This window comes from Pseudomonas sp. 25 R 14, assembly GCF_900004755.1.
In the GTDB taxonomy this organism is placed as follows: Bacteria; Pseudomonadota; Gammaproteobacteria; order Pseudomonadales; family Pseudomonadaceae; genus Aquipseudomonas; species Aquipseudomonas brenneri.
Genome location: NZ_CVTS01000013.1, coordinates 1 through 18,983, shown reverse-complemented (window position 1 = coordinate 18,983; position 18,983 = coordinate 1). Strand labels below are relative to the sequence as shown.

General features: G+C 62.4%; 13 protein-coding genes. 5 read left to right on the top strand and 8 right to left on the bottom strand.

Translation table 11 applies throughout. The annotated features are described in order from the left end of the window. Window positions 1-8: 8 nt before the first annotated feature. The 3 genes from BFQ03_RS02305 to pbpC all read right to left on the bottom strand — a co-directional run bounded on the left by BFQ03_RS02305 (window position 9) and on the right by pbpC (window position 3,476). Window positions 9-758, bottom strand: coding sequence for a methyltransferase (locus tag BFQ03_RS02305; protein ID WP_032859805.1), 750 nt, complete (start codon window positions 756-758; stop codon window positions 9-11). Continuing rightward, window positions 751-1,059 (bottom strand): MazG-like family protein, encoded by a 309-nt coding sequence (locus tag BFQ03_RS02300; protein ID WP_032859807.1) that lies wholly within the window; start codon window positions 1,057-1,059, stop codon window positions 751-753. The genes BFQ03_RS02305 and BFQ03_RS02300 overlap by 8 nt, the downstream gene beginning before the upstream one ends. Window positions 1,060-1,145: 86 nt before the next feature. Continuing rightward, window positions 1,146-3,476, bottom strand: a complete 2,331-nt coding sequence (pbpC, locus tag BFQ03_RS02295) for a peptidoglycan glycosyltransferase PbpC (RefSeq protein WP_065942404.1) — start codon at window positions 3,474-3,476, stop codon at window positions 1,146-1,148. 99 nt (window positions 3,477-3,575) lie between these two features. On the opposite strand from pbpC, the gene BFQ03_RS02290 reads away from it, so the two are divergent. Next, window positions 3,576-3,869 carry a hypothetical protein gene (locus BFQ03_RS02290; RefSeq protein WP_032859808.1) on the top strand — a complete coding sequence of 98 codons (294 nt, stop codon included), beginning with the start codon at window positions 3,576-3,578 and terminating at the stop codon, window positions 3,867-3,869. 63 nt (window positions 3,870-3,932) lie between these two features. Here BFQ03_RS02290 and BFQ03_RS02285 read toward each other — a convergent pair whose 3' ends face one another. Continuing rightward, window positions 3,933-8,834 (bottom strand): alpha-2-macroglobulin family protein, encoded by a 4,902-nt coding sequence (locus BFQ03_RS02285; RefSeq protein WP_065942403.1) that lies wholly within the window; start codon window positions 8,832-8,834, stop codon window positions 3,933-3,935. 556 nt (window positions 8,835-9,390) lie between these two features. On the opposite strand from BFQ03_RS02285, the gene BFQ03_RS02280 reads away from it, so the two are divergent. Beyond that, window positions 9,391-9,690, top strand: coding sequence for a DUF6124 family protein (locus BFQ03_RS02280; protein WP_032859811.1), 300 nt, complete (start codon window positions 9,391-9,393; stop codon window positions 9,688-9,690). Between the two features lie 159 nt (window positions 9,691-9,849). Next, window positions 9,850-11,193: an MATE family efflux transporter gene (locus tag BFQ03_RS02275; protein WP_032859813.1), complete on the top strand. Its 1,344-nt coding sequence runs from the start codon at window positions 9,850-9,852 to the stop codon at window positions 11,191-11,193. Window positions 11,194-11,260: 67 nt separating this feature from the next. On the opposite strand, the gene speA is transcribed toward BFQ03_RS02275, so the two are convergent. The 4 genes from speA to BFQ03_RS02255 all read right to left on the bottom strand — a co-directional run bounded on the left by speA (window position 11,261) and on the right by BFQ03_RS02255 (window position 15,669). Further along, window positions 11,261-13,174 carry an arginine decarboxylase gene (gene speA, locus BFQ03_RS02270; RefSeq protein ID WP_065942402.1) on the bottom strand — a complete coding sequence of 638 codons (1,914 nt, stop codon included), beginning with the start codon at window positions 13,172-13,174 and terminating at the stop codon, window positions 11,261-11,263. A gap of 196 nt (window positions 13,175-13,370) precedes the next feature. Next, a complete protein-coding gene (locus BFQ03_RS02265; protein ID WP_029297635.1) occupies window positions 13,371-13,742 on the bottom strand; it encodes a translation initiation factor Sui1 in 372 nt (123 codons plus the stop codon). A 319-nt stretch (window positions 13,743-14,061) separates the two neighbouring features. Then, window positions 14,062-14,598, bottom strand: a complete 537-nt coding sequence (locus tag BFQ03_RS02260) for an NUDIX hydrolase (protein WP_032859818.1) — start codon at window positions 14,596-14,598, stop codon at window positions 14,062-14,064. A 3-nt stretch (window positions 14,599-14,601) separates the two neighbouring features. Continuing rightward, window positions 14,602-15,669: a DUF2333 family protein gene (locus BFQ03_RS02255; protein WP_032859820.1), complete on the bottom strand. Its 1,068-nt coding sequence runs from the start codon at window positions 15,667-15,669 to the stop codon at window positions 14,602-14,604. Window positions 15,670-15,944: 275 nt separating this feature from the next. Between BFQ03_RS02255 and BFQ03_RS02250 the strand changes: the two genes are divergently transcribed. Further along, a complete protein-coding gene (locus BFQ03_RS02250; RefSeq protein ID WP_032859822.1) occupies window positions 15,945-17,615 on the top strand; it encodes a GGDEF domain-containing response regulator in 1,671 nt (556 codons plus the stop codon). Between the two features lie 55 nt (window positions 17,616-17,670). Continuing rightward, the coding region (locus BFQ03_RS02245) for a methyl-accepting chemotaxis protein (RefSeq protein WP_065942401.1) at window positions 17,671-18,983 on the top strand (1,313 nt) is incomplete at its 3' end.

The following is an 18,983-nucleotide window of genomic DNA, read 5'->3' as shown; positions in this document are numbered from 1 at the left end:
TGGGCCGCTTAAACCGGACGGCAGATCCAGTGCAAATAACGCCCAAGTCCGGCAAAGCTTGGGTGACGACGGTGAGCGAGCTCCATCTCCAACAAGTCCTGCAAGTCGGCGCGGGCCTGGAACTCCACCGGCATATAGTCGTGGAATACCCGCACCCCGCTCTGGCTTTCGACCTGCCACAAGCCTTCAAGTTGCGCCGCCAATTCCCGAGGATCCAGGGGTTGTTGCGGGGTCAGGCTCTGTTTTTCGCCGGCCATGTCGTTCTTGCGCATCTTGCGAAAGTGGCCCTTGAGCAAGTTGCGGTAAATCAGCGCATCGCGGTTGTAGAACGCCAGGGACAACCAGCCGCCCGGCGTCGTCAACTGGTGCAGCACCGGCAGGATCGCATGGGGTTCGGCCAGCCATTCCAACACCGCGTGGCACAGCACCAGGTCATAGGGTTCGGTGAGCTGACCCAACAGGTCCTGCCACGGCGCCTGGATGAAGGTTGCAGTCTGCCCCGCCTCGGCGAAACGCTGGCGGGCGCCTTCCAGCATCGGCTCGGCAGGTTCGGCCAATGTCACGTGATGCCCGCGTTCGGCCAGCCACAACGACATATGGCCCAGGCCGGCGCCAATATCCAGCACGCGCAAGGGGCGATCCGGCAGGGCCTCGATCAGGTCGGCCTGCAGCACCGCCAGGCGAATCGCGCCCTTGGCACCACCGTAGATTTTCTCGGCAAACCGCGTCGCCAACTGGTCGAAATGACGATCACTCATGGGCAAACCGCCGCTCGTTATCGGCCAGCTTGGCGTTTACCACCTGGTTCATATCCAGGCCCAGTTCACCGCACAACAGCAGGAGATAGAGCACGATGTCCCCCACTTCCTGGCCTGCGTGGGCGAGTTTGTCGGCGGGTAACTGGCGGGATTGGTCTTCGCTCAACCACTGGAAGATTTCTACCAGTTCAGCCATTTCGACACTGGCGGCCATGGCCAGGTTTTTCGGGCTGTGGAACTGTTTCCAGTCGTTGTTATCGCGGATGCGATGCATGCGTTCGGTGAGGTGTTCGAGATTCATGGGGCGCTCCTGAAGGGGTATAGCTTCGGGCTCAAAGGCGGGGATGGCAACTAAATTTGCGGAGCCTGTCAGGGCGCCATCGCGATCTAATCAACCACGCTGAACTCAACCCTGGCCGTCTGCCCCGCCTCATCGAGCACACTCAGTTGATAGCGTCCCAACTGCTCCAGGCTGGCATTGATGCTGTCCTGGTTGGCACTGTCGCCCAGCGGCGCCCCGTTAAGGAACCACCAGCGCCGTCCACTGCCGCCCAACGCCGACAGTTTCAGGCGCAGTTGCTGTTGGCTGCCTGCCGGCAATCGCAGTTGATCCCTCTCACGCACGCCCACCACCGATAACGGCGATGACGCCGCCAACGCCGGCGGCGGGCAATCCGAGTCTGGCGCGGGGATGCGTGCGTCACGCCGCTCGATCCTCGGCAACCACGGTTCCAGCGGTGCAGGCCACAGGGCAATGTCTCGCGATACCGCGCCCGGACAACTGGCGGCCACGCGCGAACCCTTGGCATTGATCCACACGGTTTCCATCAAGCCGACACCCAAGGGCTGATCCAGGGCCTGCAAGGTCGGTGGCGTGGTGTTGTCCAGCGTCCAGGCAAATCGCTGGCGCCGGCAATTGGGGTCGTTGCGGCTCATGGGCTGGCCCAGGGGCCAACAGATCGCCGCCACGCCGACATTCATCGGCACAGGTTTGACGGGCGCGGTAATACCCCGCTGGCTGTCGCGGTTGGTCAGCACATCGTGCACTTGCAGCATCAACGGCGCCGCCGAGGCCAGGCCAAACTGGCCCGGCACCGGGGTGCCGTCCGGGCGACCGATCCACACGCCAATCAAGTAGCGTGGCCCGACCCCGATGGCCCAGGCATCGCGAAAGCCGTAACTGGTGCCGGTCTTCCAGGCCAGCACCGGGCGCTGTACCAACTCGGCCCGGGGATCACGATCCGGCCGTGCCTGGCCGCTAAGGATGCGCCGCACGATCCACGCCGAACCCGGCGATAACAATGGGCGCTCCTTGAGCGTATCCCCAGGCTGCAAGCGGATCGCCGCGCTCTTGCCGTCACGGGCCAACGCACTGTAGCCGCCGACCAGGTCCTCCAGACGGCTGCCAGCCCCGCCGAGGATCAACGCCAGGTTCGGTTCGGCCAGCGCCGGCAACGCCAGGGGCATGCCGCCGATACGCATTTCCCCGGCAAAGCGCTTGGGCCCGTAGGCTTCCAGCAATTGCACCGCCGGCAGGTTCAACGAGCTGGAGAGCGCCGTACTGGCCGGCACCGCGCCGGTAAAACCCATGGAGAAATTGCCCGGCCGGTAATCGCCATAGCGCCGTGGCACATCCTGCAGCAGCGATTCGGAATGAATCAGCCCTGCGTCCAGGGCCATGCCATACAGGAAGGGTTTGAGGGTCGACCCTGGCGAACGCAGGGCGCTGATCATATCCACATGGCCAAAGCGTCGCGCATCGTTGATATCCACCGAGCCCAGGTAGGCGCGCACGGCCATGCTTTCTTCCTCTACCACGAGGATGGCCGCCGAGGTGTGCTCCGGCAGGCGTGCGCGCCAGCCCAGCAGCAGGTCTTCAAGACGGCGTTGCAGGGTCGCGTCGATCGTGGTGCGAATCAGCGGCGGGCTGTCGGGACGGTTCAGGCGGCGTGCCAGCAGCGGCGCCAGGCTGGGTTCCAGGCGCGGCGCCAGCAACAGGGGTTCTTCCAGGGCCTCGTCGACCGCCGGTTGCGGCCAGACCTGGAACTCGGCCAACCGCCGCAGCACTTTGTCCCGGGCCTCCTGGGCGCGCAGCGGATGGCGATCCGGGCGCAGACGACTGGGTGCCTGGGGCAGCACCGCGAGCAAGGCCGCTTCGGCATAGGTCAACTGTTGCGGCGACTTGCCCAGATACGCCCAACTGGCCGCCGCCACTCCCTGCAAGGTTCCGCCGAAAGGCGCGCGGTTCAGGTACAGGTTGAGGATCTGGTCCTTGGACAGATGCCACTCCAACTGCGCCGTGCGCCACAGCTGGCGCAACTTGCCCGGCAAGGTGCGCGAATGCGGATCGAGCAGGCGCGCCACTTGCATCGACAAGGTGCTACCGCCCGACACCACCCGCGCACCGGAGAGGTTCTGCCAGGTTGCCCGCACCAGGGCCAGCGGGTTGACGCCGGGGTGTTGGTAGAACCAACGATCCTCGTAGGTCAGCAGCGCATCGAGGTAATACGGCGAGACTTCACCGGTGGCGACCGGGTAACGCCATACGCCGTTGGCATCGGCGAAGCGCCACAAGGGCGTGCCGTCTTCGGCCAGCACCACGCGGGCCAGGTCGTCCTTGGGCAGGGGCAAAGGCCAGAGGCGGTCGGCCAGCCAGAGCAGGGCAATCACCAACAACAGGCTACCCAGGGCCCAGCGTGCAACTAATCGCAAATTCAAACGGGCAAACCTCTATGCTTTAAGGGAACTCGCCCAGGCGATTAACGACCAAAGGCTCAGGTCCGGCAGATACGCCCACCCTTTCATCAGGAAACTCATATGCAGGTAGAAAGCTTTTTCGAATGGCTGGGCCAGGCGCTCGGTTCGGTCATCCGTTTTATCGTCGACGGGCTCAGCGGCCTGTTCGGCGCCCTGACCAATGCCGGCGGCAATTTTATCGATGGCTTGTCCCGTACCTTGGGCATGGATACCTCGATCGTCAGCATCATCACCCTGATCATTGGCCTGATGCTGCTGTATTCGGCAGTCCGGGCATTTATGCGTGCCTCGATCATCATGGGGATTATCTGGTTGATGCTGGGGTTGTGGCTGCTCAGTTGGGTTGTGCATTAAATACACAGCCTATGGAGGAGGGGCCCACATTAAAGATAGAGCCCACTCCCATAGGTGGGGCGCTTAACGCCCCTTGATCACCATATCCACCGGGGTTTCCCCCACTGCCTGCCAGTTCGGCCGGTACATCGACTCCACTTGCGGCGGCGGTACGCGGTAAGTCCCCGGCGTTACCGCACGAGCCAGGTACAGCAAGTGCGTGGTGCCATAGCCGTCCAGGTTCAGCGCGGCAACATAACGATCATCGCGATACTCCTGGTGCTTGATCGACGCATTCTGCATCGACTCACGCCACTCCTTGACCTGGCTGCTGGCGTTTTCCAGGCTGGCGGCGCTCTGCCCCAGGTTCTGGTTCTCCAACTCCAGGCCGGCCGGCAACAGGTCCACCACCAGTGCATCCGGTACCCGCTGCTTGTTGGCGCTGACGGCAATGTGTACCAGCACCAGATCACCGCTGCGCAGGTTCTGCAGGTTCAACGGCTGGCCATTCATGCCCAGGTACTCACGGCGAATGCTCAGGTTTTCGCCACCGGCTGCTGGCGCCTGCTGTGGATAACCGGAAATGCTCAGTTGCTGGTAAATCGGCTCGCTGCCTTGATTGCGCAAGGTCAACGGTGAAGCCAGCAACGGACCTTCCAGCTTCAGGCCGGACTGGCCGTTGTTCAACTCGCGGGTTTCGCCGCCGCTGCGCAACTGGGCAGTCCAGTTGATTTCCGGCTTGCCCAGCAGGCCACGGCCGGCGAGGAACAGCGAGTTGCGCTCCTGGGTCGACAACCATGGGCTGGCCGCCATCTGGTCCGACAGCTCGAACAGACGCTCTTCACGCTTGCCCTTGGCCAGGTCGTTTTCTTCGAGCAGAGCCAGGATCATCGCCTGGTCACGCAGAGGGCTGCCGTAGTCGGCCAGCCATTCATTGGCTTTGCGTTTCACCGCCAGACCGGCCAGCAATGCCTGGTCGGCACGGGGCTGGTCGCCCATCTTTTGCAAGGCAATCGCCAACTGCACCAATGGCAGGCCGGAACGTGCATCGCTGCGGCGTTCGAACAGGCTACGCAACGCGCCCAACGGCGCCTGTTGACTGCGCGCCAGCACCAGTCCGGCGTAGGCCTGCACGGCGAAGCGTGTGTGGTCGGCGTTGTCGCTGTAGTCGACCTCGATCAGGTTGCGCTCCTGCACATACCGCAGCAGACGTTCGCTGGCCTTCTTCAGCGCTTCAGACGGCACCGCAAAACCCTGGTCGCGGGCACGCAGCAGGAAGTCGGTGACATAGGCCGTCAGCCAGTACTCTTCCTCGCCATCAGCGCCCCACAAACCGAAGCTGCCGTTGTAGCGCTGCATGCCCAATAGGCGTTCGATACCCAATTCGATCTTGCGCTTGCGCTCGGCATCCGGCTCGCCGGTCAAACCCAGGCGCGCCAGCACGGTGGCATCGGCATACAGCGACGGGTACAAGCCGCTGGCGGTTTGTTCCAGGCAACCATACGGGTAGGCCTTGAGTGCACGAATCTGCTCGCCCAGGTTCAACGGCGGCCGGCTCGACAGGCTCAGCAACGCCTCACGCCCAGCCGGTTCAAACAAGGCCAGCTCAGCATCTGGCAGGCTCCAGGCTTCATCCTTGAGCACCGCACGGTATTGCTTGAGCAGCGCCGGATAGGCCGGGCGCACGCCCAATGTCCATTCACGGGTAAACGCCGGCAGGTTCTCGCCCGGCAGGTCCAGGCCATTGACCGTGACCTTGACCTTGCCCTGGCCGAAGCCACCCAGCGCGCGCACCGGGATCTGCAAGGTGGTGCGCTGGCCTTCGGTCAGTTGCACGCTGTGGGACGGCTCGCCCAGCAGGGTCAGTTGCCCTTCGGCGGTCAGTTGCACATCCAATTTCTGTGCCTTGCCCGACAGGTTGGACAGGTCCAGCGCCAGGCGCGTCTGGTCACCACCGGCGAGGAAGCGCGGGGCCGACAGCTCGGCAATCAGTGGCGCGGCGATCACGGTCTTGGCTTCGGCCATGCCATAGCGGTCGTCGCTCCAGGCCTGGGCCATCAGGCGCAGCTCACCGTTGAAGTCGGGAATATTGACGCTGACCTCACCCTCACCTTTCTCGTTCAAGGTCACCGGCGCGCTTTGCAGGGCGACGATAGTGACGCTGGTGTCCGGGCGCTTGCCGCCCTTGGCCAGCGCCGCGTCACCACCAAAGGCCAGGCTGGCCAGGCGGCCCTGGCCGGCTTCGATCAGTTGGCCGTAGATGTCGAACTGGTCCACGCCATAAGCCTTGCGGCCAAACAGGCTGGAATACGGATCCGGGGTTGGGTACTCGGTGATATTAAGAATGCCCACGTCCACCGCGGCCACCAGCACATGCACTTGCTTAGGCACACTGCCGTCGGCGTTTTTCGCTGCGACTTTCACCGTCAGCGGCTGCTTGGGGCGCATTTTTTCCGGCGCGCTAAGGGTCAGGCCCAGTTTGCGCTGGGTACGATCCAACGGCAGATGCAGCAAGCCCACGGCGCGTTTAGGCGTGATATTGGCCTTGCGCTCGCCGGGACGGATCACCAGCGCACTCACATACAGGTCATGACGCGACCATTTCGGGTCGAGCTTCACCGCAAAGCTCTTGCCTTCGGCCGGCACGTCGATCTCTTGCCACCACAACGGGCCTTCGCTGGACTCCACCAACAGGTAGCCTTTGCCGGCCGCCGGTGGGGTAACGGTGACGTTGGCTGTATCGCCATCGCCATACGCCGGTTTATCCAGCGCCAGCTTGACCTGATCGGGGCGCACGGCGCCGCCTTCGGTGTTGTCCTGGGCCTGGTAACCAGCCCAGAAACGCTGGCTGCTGATCAGGCCGGTCTGCGGGTCTTCGACTTCGACGCGGTACGGGCCCCACTCCACCTGGAAGCTGACCTTGGCCGTGTCGCCCGCCTTGATGTTGACGGTCTGCTCATCGAGGTTGAGGAATTTCTCGTTGTAGTGATAGCTCCAGCCATCGTTGTCCGAGTAGTTCCAGTAGTAGTCGCGGCGTTCGCGAATCAGGCGCACCTTGAGGTTGTCGACCGCGAGTTTCTGCCCCTGCTGGTTGGCCAGCAGCACTTCAAACTCCGCAGGGCCATCGCCATTGGTTTCCTTGCCATCGAACAGGCCACGCAGGCCGGGCAGTTGCTCGGCCGGCCATACCGGCTGCACCAGGCGCCGGGTGATCGGGCGCCCGCCGGACTCTTGCAGGCTGGCCTGGACGATCAGTTGCAGCGGCGACTTGGCCTCGCTCCACTTGCTTTCCAGGGTGAGTTTTTCCTCGCCCTTGGCGTCGAGCACGCTTTCATCCAGTTCAAAATCCTGGCTCAGTTCTTCTTCAGTCACCGAGCCAAACTCATAACCCGGCAGCGATTTGACCGCCTCGCGCAACGGCCGCACATACACTTGCCCGCTCAGGCGATTGCCCGCCGCCGGGGCGCCGTAGAGGTAACGGCCATTAACCTGGATAACCGCATTGTCGCCAGGGTTGAGCGGTGTATCGCTGCCCTTGAGCTCCAGGGCCAGACGCTCGGGCAGGAAGTCTTCGACGAGGAACTCATACAGTTGCGGCTTGCCGTCACCCAGGTCGAACACCAGTTGCCAGCGCCCGGTCGGCGCTTCTCCGGCCAGTTGCAGCTGGTATTGATAGAGGCCGGAAGCATCGGCGTCCCACACAAATTTGCGGCTGACCTGCTCATCCGGGCGGCGTACTTCGACGCTCACCGGTTGCGGCTTGACGGCATTCCCGTCCTTGTCGCGCAGCAAGGCGTTGAGCAGCACGGTTTCGCCAGGGCGGTACAGATCGCGCGGGCCGAACACAAAGAATTGCAGGGGGTGCGCGGGCTGGCCGCCGATATCGAACTCGGCCAGGTCCAGCGCTGCGCTGTCGAGGCGCAACAGGCTGGTCTGCTCGCCCTGTTTGGCGAGCAATACCTGGGCCTTTTTCGGCAGCGGCAGTTGCGCGTGGCCGCCCTTCTCGGTCTTGCCCTGGCCCAGCACGCGGCCTTCGGCATCGAGGATTTCCAGCTCGACGCCATCCAGCGCCTTGCCGCCTTCCAGCGCCTGGGTGAACACATCCAGGCGGTTGGCGTAGCGGTGCACCGACAGACCGATATCACTGAGGGTGAACAACGTGGCCGGCTGCGAATAGTTGTAGGTGCCCGAAGCACGCATCACCGCCAGGTACACGCCCGGCTGCTGCAGTTGCTTGAGACCGGCGATGGGCAACAACAGGGTTTCACGGGTATTGCGCGCAGGATTGAGGTCGAAGCGGCCGCCGTAGACCAGGTCGGCCATGGGCAACAGTTCACGGGATTCATAGCTTTGCAGGCTGGTATTGCGGCCCCACTGGGCGAGGAACGCCGGCAGCGACTCGGGTTTGATGCGGAAGAATTCGACGTCGATCTTGTCGACATTCAGCGCGATCACCGGCAGGCCTTCGGCCAGGCGGGTCGGCAACAGGGTGCCACGGCTGGCGAAGCCGACGGTGGCTTGCAGGTCGCGGGTTTCCAGGCGTGCCGTGTATTCAGCGGCGAGCTTGGCGTCGTTGACCCCACGCAGCCCGGCGTCCACGGTCAGCACCAGTTTGCGCTGGGGCTCCAGGTGGCGCAGGCGCAACTCCATCAGGTTGTCGGAAAGCTCCCAGGCACCGTCGACCTTGCCGGATTTGCTGTCCACCAGGTGCAGCTTGTCGGCGAACTTCTGCTCGGGATCCAGCGGGATCGAAAAACTCACCGACAAAGTGCTGGCGCCATCGAGTTGCACCTCAGACACGTCCACCACGCTTAACTCACGGCCGGCATAACGCTGCTTGAGCGTCGCCACATCCACCGCAGCCTTGGCCGGCTGCGGCGCTGTCACCGCCGCCGCAGGGGCAGTGGGTGCAGCCGGTTTATCGGAAGAATCGCAGGCGCTCAGCAGGGCCAGCGCGCAGGCCAGGAACAATCCTTTGTTAAGCATGGGGCACTCGTTGTCGGGGTGTCTGAGGGGTGAACTATATATCAGTGCCAGCCAAGTGGCTGTGGCGCTGCTCACATTGACCGACGGAGGGCGGTTTGGTTCTCGACTACCTCAAAAGCGTAGAAAATCCCCTGTGGGAGCGGGCTTGCTCGCGAATGCGGTGGATCAGCCAATATATAGGTTGACTGATCCACCGCATTCGCGAGCAAGCCCGCTCCCACATTTTGATCGGTGGGGTGGCTGGCATTTGGTCATGGTTTGTAAAGGGCCAGCAAGGCGCATCCCTTTAAATTGCAGGACGTTTCCTAGACAATCCTTGGCGCCTTGTGCCTGTTGGGATGGGTGACTAGTCTGCGGTCCGTCACTGCTTATCAGTGATCGGGTTTAGTCGCCCGGAATCCAAATTCGGTGCATGGTCCATTTATGGTAGCTGTGCGCAGGGCGCCTTCGGGTGCGCCGGATTTCCGATTTTGCCGGTCGACTAACCTGCGTACAGCCGCCACCTTTCGTTTAGTCGCGACAGGTTCGGCTTCAGAATCAAATTCGGAGCTAAGCCATGCATAAGATTGTCCCCGACCCACCGTCAGACCTTCTCAACGACCGCGCCGCCTTCAATCGCGCCCTCAGCCACTATCTACCGACCCAGGGCTTTCACTCAGTCAGCGAAGAACTGAGTTTCGAAGACTCCCTGCTCTACACCGCCAGCCTGCTGAACAGCGCCTCGGCCACCGTGCTCGACTGTGGCGAACACTTGCCCGGCACCCAACGGGCCAAGGTGCTGGCGGTGTGGCATTTGCTGGAAATCGCCAAGACCACGGTCGACCGCTCCATCGAGTGCCTGCATTCCCCGGCATAAACGCGGTCAAAAATGTGGGAGCTGGCTTGCCTGCGATGGCGGTGGACCAGTAACAAATCAGTTGCCTGACACACCCCTATCGCAGGCAAGCCAGCTCCCACATTGTGTCTGCGGTGCTGTCCATGCAGCGTTACAATGCCGCTCCTCCAAGGAGCCCGCATGTCCACCTTACTCACCGACTGGCGTCACCGTCCCACTCACCGCCGTGTCTGGGCCCTGGCCGCGCCGATGATTCTGTCGAATATCTCGGTGCCGCTGGTGGCCTTGGTGGACAGTATGGTCATCGGCCACCTGCCCCACGCCCATCAACTGGGCGCCGTGGCCGTGGGGGCCAGCCTGTATACCTTCCTGGCCTGGGCCATGGGTTTTCTGCGCATGGGCACCACCGGGTTCGCCGCGCAAGCGGCCGGACGCAATGATGGTGCGGCGCTGCGGCAAATCCTGCTGCAAGGCCTGCTGTTGGCCCTAGGGTTGGCGATGGTGCTGGGCACGGTGGGCATTCCCCTGAGCCATCTGGCGCTGGAATGGATGCAGCCTTCGGCCGAACTGAACCAACTGACCCGCGAGTTTTTCCACACCCGCCTGTTCGGATTACCTGCGGCGTTGGCCACTTATGCGCTGGTGGGCTGGTTCCTCGGCACGCAAAACGCCCGGGCGCCGCTGGCAATTCTGCTGACCACAAACCTTGTGAATATCGCCCTGAACCTGTGGTTCGTTTTGGGCCTGGACTGGGGCGTGGTCGGTTCGGCGCGGGCCTCGGTGATTGCCGAATGGACCGGCGCCCTGCTCGGCCTGGCCCTCACGCAAAAAGCCTTGCGCGCCTACCCCGGGCATATCGCCTGGGCGGCGCTCAAGGTCTGGCAAAGCTGGCGTGCGCTGCTGGCGGTCAACCGCGACATTTTTATCCGCAGCCTGGCGCTGCAATCGGTGTTTTTCATGATCACGGTGCAAGGCGCTCGGCTGGGCGATGCCACTGTCGCGGCCAATGCCCTGCTGCTCAATGGGCTATTGCTGACGGCCCATGCGCTGGACGGGCTCGCTCACGCGGTGGAAGCACTCTGCGGCCACGCCATCGGCGCCCGTGATCGCCAGGCTTTGCGCCGCTCACTGGTAGTGGCCTGCGGCTGGTCGCTGATCGCCAGCCTCGGTTTTGTGCTGTTGTTCACCTTCGCCGGCCACTTGTTTATCGCCATGCAAACCGATATTCCCAGCGTACGCGCAACCGCCGATATCTACCTGCCGTACCTGGCGGTGCTGCCGTTGATTGCGGTGTGGAGTTATCTGCTGGACGGTTTGTTCATTGGCGCGACGCGCGCGCGGGAGATGCGCAATGGGATGCTGTTGACGGTGCTGATTATGCTGCCGTTTGCGTGGGGGTTGCAGGGGTTGGGTAACCACGGGCTGTGGATAACCTTCCTGCTGTTTATGGCGGTGCGTAGCTTGACGCTGTGGGCGATTGCCTGGCGGCTGAATCGGCAGGGGCTTTGGCTGGGCGCAAACTAGTGTGGGAGTGGGCTTGCCCGCTCCTACACAAGCGGGCTCCCACCGTTTGAATCGCTGCCTGCCGGTCTTAGGAAGACAGGTAGGACGAGCGGGTCAGGCCCAACCGCAGCGCATCCAGGAACTGCGTACGCTCCGCCGCCGTGATCTTCGCGCTGGCGCACTTGTCACGGTAGTGGGTCATCAACTCCTCCGGCGACAAGTGCACGTAGCGCAGCATGTCTTCGATGGTGTCGTGGGTCTCGATCCCGGCGCTGTACACCGAACCGTCTTCGCGCTGGTAGATGTTCACCGAGTCGGTGTCACCAAACAGGTTGTGCATGTCACCGAGGATTTCCTGGTAGGCGCCCACCAGGAAGATCCCCAGCAGATAGTCTTCGCCGTCATTCAAGCCATGCACCGGCAGGCTGGTCTCGATGCTCTGCTCGTCGACGTATTGCTTGATCTTGCCGTCGGAGTCGCAGGTCAGATCCTGCAATACCGCGCGGCGCAGCGGCTCTTCGTCGAGGCGATGCAGCGGCAGGATCGGCAGGACCTGGCCGATGGCCCAGGTGTCCGGCAGGCTCTGGAATACCGAGAAGTTGCAGATGTACTTGTCGGCCAGCTTGTCGTTGAGTTCGTCCAGTACCTGGCGGTGCGAGCGCTGGCGGGCTTTCAACGAGTTGTGCAGGCGACGGCACACGGCGAAGTAGCACTGTTCGGCCAGGGCTTTTTCCGCGAGGGTCAGCTTGCCGTCGGCGTACTGGGTGGCCACGTCGCTCATGTAGTGGGTGGCGCGCCAGTAGGTTTCGGTGACCATTTCAATGTCGGTCGGGCCCAGCAGGTCGACCAGCCATTGCACGGTTTCGGGCAGGCTTTCCTTGTTCTCGATCACTGGCACGTCGTCGTTGTGTTTCTCGACGTCGGTCACCTGCACTACCAGCATGGCGTGGTGGGCGGTCAGGGAGCGGCCGCTTTCGGAGAAGATGTGTGGATGCGGCAGGCTCTGCGCGTCGCAGAACTCCTTGAGCATGCCCACCACCACGCCGGCGTAGTCGTCCATGTCGTAGTTGATCGAGCTGGCGTTGCGCGAGTGGGTACCGTCGTAGTCCACGCCCAGGCCACCACCGACGTCGATGTGGTCCACCGGCAGGCCGAGGTTGCGCAGTTCGCCGTAGTAACGGATGGCTTCCTTGAAACCGTGCTGGTAGTCCGCCAGGTTGGCGATCTGCGAGCCCATGTGAAAGTGCAGCAGGCGAATGCCCTGGTCCAGGCCGGCCGCGCGGAAGCGCTCGACCACCGACAGCAGTTGCGCCGCCGACAGGCCGAACTTGGACTTCTCGCCACCGGTGTCTGCCCATTTGCTCGACGCCAGGGACGACAGGCGCACCCGCAGGCCGACCTGTGGCTTGACCTTGAGGTTGGCGGCTTCTTCGATGACCAGGCCCACTTCGGACTCTTTCTCGATCACGATGAACACGTTGTGGCCCAGCTTCTGGCCCATCAGCGCGAGGCGGATGAACTCACGGTCCTTGTAACCGTTGCAGACGATGGTGCCGCCCTTCGGTGCCAGGGCCAGCACGGCCAGCAGCTCAGGCTTGGAACCGGCTTCCAGACCGATGGACACGTCCTGGGTGGCGATGATGTTCTCGATCACCGCTTCCTGCTGGTTGACCTTGATCGGGTACAGCGCGGTGTATTTGCTCTGGTATTCCAGGCGCTCGATGTTCGCATCGAAGGCACCGGTCAACTGGCGCACGCGGTCTTGCAGGATGTCCGGGAAGCGCACCAGCAATGGCAGGGACAGGCCGCTTTTGCGCAGCTCGTCCACTTGCTCGTACAAATCGATGGGCGAGCTGTTCGGGCCGTTCGGACGGACTTCAACGCGACCGGCATCATTGATCGCGAAATACCCGGCCCCCCAATGGCGAATCCCGTAAACACTGCGGCTGTCCGCAACTGTCCATTGGCTGCCATCGTCTTTGCGTGTGCGTCGTACGGACATCGAAGTCCCCTATATAAAGTCGAAGAGCGCCACCCAAGTCAGAGGCTGGCGCAGTCTAAAGAGTGAAAATGACGATTTGCCTGTGAGAGGGGTAGACCCCACTTGCAGGACAGAGTTTAGACACCGGTCAGGAACAGGCTCTGTGAAACCATGAAGACGACGAGCGCGCTCGTCGGTGCGGGTTTCACAGAGGCTGCTAGCCGCCGGATTTCTTCGCCTTGTATCCGAGCTTGATCAACTCGGCCAACAGCAACTCGACGTGATCGCCCTGGATTTCGATAATCCCGTCTTTCAGCGCGCCACCGGTGCCACAGCGCTTCTTCAGCACGGTGGCCAACTCCTTGAGTGGCTCGGCTGCCAGGGGCACGCCGGTGATGGTGGTCACCGTCTTGCCGCCACGGCCCTTGCTCTCGCGACGCACGCGGGCAATGCCGTCACCTTCGGGAATCAGGGTCTGTTTGCAGGTACAGGCGTCCACGGGCTGGCGACAGTCCGGGCAATGCCGACCTGCGTCGGTGGAAAACACCAGGCCACCAAGGGCGGCGAAGGATGCGGCTTTTTTGGCCACCGGCAATCCTCTTGGGAGGATGAAGACTGATCAGTGCCCGCAATGGGCGGCTGACCGCGAAGCCCCACTCAGGCAGGGGCAGCGCTACCGAACCGCCCAGGCCTCACCGTTTGCCTCTGTAGGAGCGAGCTTGCTCGCGAAAATCGTCAACGATAACGCGGGCATTCAGGCAGCACGCGGTGGCATTGGATTTTTCGCGAGCAAGCTCGCTCCTACAGGGGGCCGGGGAGACGCTGTAGCGTTTCGGCTTGAAAAGTCGCGCAGTGTAACGGCAAAAAGCCTACTTGCTAAGAGCCAAATGGCGCCAATTTATGCAACTTTAGCGACGCGCGGCCAGATAGCGTTTTAAGGCCGCCAGGGAGTCGGGGCAATAGGACTTTTGCTCGATATCGGCAAGCACCGCTTCAATGCTCATAAAGCGCGCTTCCAGCACCTCTTCGGGCTGCAGCTGCAGCGGCCCATCCCAGACCGCCGAGAACGCCGAGCACCAGAGCCGGTTGCCCGTATCCTCGAAGAAAAAGTGGTCGTGGGCGGTCAATTCAACACCGCTGACGCCCAACTCCTCTTCCAGCTCACGGGCCGCCGACTGCTCATAGCTCTCGCCCGCCGCCACCATCCCACCCGCCGCCACGTCCCAGTAACCCGGGTAGATGGCCTTGCTCAGGGTACGGCGATGCACGCACAGCTCACCCTTTGAGTTGAATAGCATGATGTAGGTGCCGCGCCCGATCAGCCCGCGCTCACGCAAATCGGAGCGCACCAGGGCGCCGAGCAGGTTGTCCTGCTCGTCGACCCAGGCAATGTGTTCGGCATCCGAGGCCGCGCGGTGCGCGACCTCCTTGGTGCTGTCGACCATGACTCAACCCTGGTTCAGCAGTTGGCGCAAGTCGATCACCGCCGCGTTGGCACGGGAGATGTAGTTGGCCATCACCAACGAGTGGTTGGCCAATACGCCGTAGCCGCTACCATTGAGGATCATCGGGCTCCACAGGGTTTCCTGCGACGCCTCCAGCTCACGAATGATCTGGCGTACGCTGACGGTGGCGTTTTTCTTGGCCAGCACGTCGGCGAAGTCGACCTCGATCGCGCGCAACAGGTGGGACAGGGCCCACGCCTGGCCACGGGCTTCGTAGAACACGTTGTCGATCTGCATCCATGGGGTTTCCACCACTTCTTCATCGACCTGCGGCACTTCGCCCGGCGCCAGCGCTTCGGTTTTCAACGCGGTGTTGAGCTTGACCCGGCCAACACTGGCCGACAGGCGCTGCGACAACGAACCCAGGCGGGTAGCGACATCTCCCAGCCAGTTGTTGAGGTTGTCGGCACGCGCATAGAACAGCGCACCTTTCTGGTTGGGGTCAGACAGACGCACTTGATAGCGGTTCAGGGAGTTGATGCCTTCCTGGTATTCCGACTCGCTGGAGGGCAGCACCCAGCTCTTGTTATCAAAGTTGAAGCGCGGCTCGGCCTTGGCCAGGTCGGCGTCTTCGGCCGATTGCGATTGCGAGCGGGCAAAGTCCTTGCGCAGGGCCCGGGTCAGGTCACGCACCTGGACCAGCACGCCATATTCCCAACTAGGCGTGTTGTCCATCCACAACCCTGGCGGGAAACGGTCGTTGGAAATGTAGCCGCCAGGTTTGTTAAGCAGGGTGCCCATCACAGTCTTGACGGTTTCGACGGTGGTGAAGCCGATGACCATTTGCTTGCCGTCTTTTTCAGCGGCCATTTGTGCATTTTGCTGGACCGGGAACAAGGCTGGCTCCTGGCTCCAGTACCAACCCAGGCCGCCGGTGACCAGCAGGTATATGACCACCAGGGTCAGCAGGGCACGGCTCATCAGCAGGTTACGAAAATAGCTGCGGGAGGCCGACTTGGGCGCAGGGCTTGGGCCTGGGGCGCTGCCTGCACGGTTTTTCCAGTCCAGCATGGCGGATATCCTTTCAGTCACTTGAGTTCAATAGCTACGACCACAACCCTACCCCATCGTGCCCCTCTGTGCGGGGCTTTCTAATCGGGCTGGCAGAAAGATGGCACTCAACTATAAAGGATGGGCGCTGATGCGCCTATGCGACCCAACGGTCAGCAAATGAATCACTTGGACGATGCAGTTAATTGACGTATGACACTCGTGCAAAGGAAAAGAGGTGCTAGCATAGAGCCACCAGTCGATCTCAGCATGCACCCTTACCTAGTAGTCAGGATATGACCGAGCCAGAAGACCCCAGCCGTGAGCGTCTCAAGCAGCACTTTGCCCAGCGGGTAATTCATCAGGCGCGTCAAATTCTTGAGATCTGGCAGCGTTTGCAGCGCAGCGAGTGGTCGAACGCCGAATTAAGCGAACTCAGCGAGGCCAATTTGCGCCTGCTGCGGTTTGCCGAGCGTTTTGAACAGCCCGAACACGGCCAACTGGCCCGGCACATCATCGAATCGCTCAAGGCGGTGGATGAAAACCGTGGTCGCCTGAGCAGCCATCTGATCACCGACCTCAACCGCTTGATGCAGCGCCTGTCACGCACCGGCCTGCGCCAGGGCGACCAGTTGGACCAGACCTTCCTGCCGCCGATGCGCAAACCCATCTACGTGATGCTGGCCGATCACGACCGCGCCGAGCGCCTGGCCAAGCAACTGGAATTCTTTGGTTTGAGCGCCCTGTCCCTGGACAGCGTGGCAGCCTTCCGCTCGTCCATGGCCGAACGCCTGCCGGCCGCGATAGTGATGGACGTGGACTTCTGCGGCACCGGCCTGGGCCTGACACTGGCCGCCGAAGCCCAGGAAGGCCTGGAGCAGAAACTGCCGCTGCTGTTCTTCAGCCTGCACGAAACCGACACCCCCACCCGCCTGGCCGCCGTGCGCGCCGGGGGCCAGGAGTTTTTGACCGGCACCCTGGAAGCCTCAAGCCTGCTGGAAAAAATCGAGGTCCTGACCTGCGTCGCCCAGTACGAGCCTTATAAAGTGCTGATCATCGACGACTCCCGGGCCCAGGCCATGCACACCGAGCGCCTGCTCAACAGCGCCGGGATCGTTACCCGCACCTTGATCGAACCGATCCAGGCCATGGCCGAACTGGCGGATTTCCAACCCGACCTGATCATTCTCGACATGTACATGCCGGCCTGCACCGGCACCGAGCTGGCCAAGGTGATTCGCCACAATGACCGTTATGTCAGCGTGCCGATCATTTACCTGTCGGCCGAGGACGATCTGGACAAGCAACTCGATGCCATGAGCGAAGGCGGCGACGACTTCCTCACCAAGCCGATCAAGCCGCGCCACCTGATCACCACCGTGCGCAACCGCGCCGCCCGCGCCCGCCATCTCAAGGCGCGGATGGTGCGCGACAGCCTGACCGGCCTGTACAACCACACGCATATCCTGCAACTGCTGGAAGATTGCAGCTTTCGCTCGCGCCGCGAGAGCAAGCCGCTGAGCTTTGCCATGCTCGACATTGACCACTTCAAGCGGGTCAACGACAGCCACGGCCACCCCATGGGCGACCGCGTGATCAAGAGCCTGGCGCTGTTTCTCAAGCAGCGCCTGCGCAAGACCGACTATATCGGCCGGTACGGCGGCGAAGAGTTTGCCATCGTCATGCCCGACACCGACCTGGACGCCGCGTGCAAGGTGCTCGACGAAATCCGTGGGCGCTTTGCCGAAATCCATTATCCGGCCCAGCCCCAGGATTTGTGGTGCACCTTCAGCGCCGGCGTAGTCGAGTTGTGTGACGGTTCCGACAGCCTGATGATGGCGGCCCAGGCCGACGAAGCGCTGTACCGCGCCAAGGACGCCGGACGCAATCGAGTCCAGGCCGCACGCACGTCAAAGCAAAGTGCCATCTTTTCACCAGAATCCACTGATTCGGTCATAACCCTGTAACGAAAACGCAATAACTTCAGGCACTTACTCCTTCTGCCGTTGGTTGAAACCACGCATGCGCCTGAAGCTGCTGACGAATCTGAACACCCTTCTGCTGGTCGCCGTTTGCCTGGCCCTGGGCGCTACGCTCTGGTGGTCGCAACGAGCCCTCGAACGCCCTTATCTATTGATGGAGCGCTATCTGGGCCTGTCCCAGGCGTTCCAGAACCAGACCGCGCGCAATATCGACGACTATTTGGCCAGCGGCGACGCCTTGCGCCTGAGCGCTGCCGGCCAGAGCCTGGAAAACCTGTTGCTGCACCTGGATGAATTGCCGTCTGAACTGACCGAAAAACTGCGGCCCGGCCTGCTCGGCCTCGATGGCTTCAGCAAGACCGACCTGCTGGCCGCCGGCAAACTGGCCGGCGACCCACAAGCCTTGCTGCTGCAAGCCGAGCGGGAATTGGGGGCCAGCCTGGAACAACTGAGCCAGTACGCCATGGGCGTCAACTCAGCCGATGCAGGACGTTATCTGCCGCCGTTGCTGGCAGCCTCGCAGCACCTGGCCAAGCTGTCCCTGGCGCGGGACAAACTGGTGAGCAGCGGGCGCAGTGAATTGGCCACCGATGTAGAACGTGAACTGGCCAATATCCGCAGCCAGGCTGACCTGCTTGAGCAACTGCCGCTGCTGGGCGTGACCGCCAGCAGTGCCTCCAACAGCGATGATTTTTCTGCGTTGATGGGCCTGGAAAGCAGCGAAACCGCTACCGCCGAAGACACTGGCGTGAATCTCAAGCGCGAACTCAACAGCCTGCTCACGCGCTACCCGGCAGAGCTTGCGCGTACCCGCGAGCAAATCCAGAAGCGCGCAGAACTGGCCGCTGCCACTCACCTGAAAATCGACACCGTGCAGCAAGCCATCGCCGCGCTGGAGCCCGAGGTACGCGCCCAGCACGGCAAGATCCAGGGCGAAGTGCGGGTGATCCAAGGCGTGATGATCGGCCTGATCCTATTGATCGCCCTGCTCATCGACACCCTGCAACGGCGCCTGGCGCGAGTGCTCACCAGCCTGGCGCCGGCCCTTTCAACCTGGGCCGAAGGGGATTTCAGCCAGCCAATTGCCTTGGGCCACACCAACCGCGAACTGCATGATATTGAAGCCTCGCTCAATCGCCTGCGTGCTTACCTGGTGAACCTGGTGGGGACTATCCGCACCAACGCAGAAGAAGTGGCCGGTAGCAGCCGCGCCCTGGCCGAACTGAGCGGCGGCCTGCATGACGGCGCCGAACGCCAGGCCGGGGACACTGCGCAAATCCGCGATTCATTAGGGGAACTGGAAGCCACGATCCAGCAGGTTGCGGGCGACGCCAGCCAGGCCGCCGAGGCCAG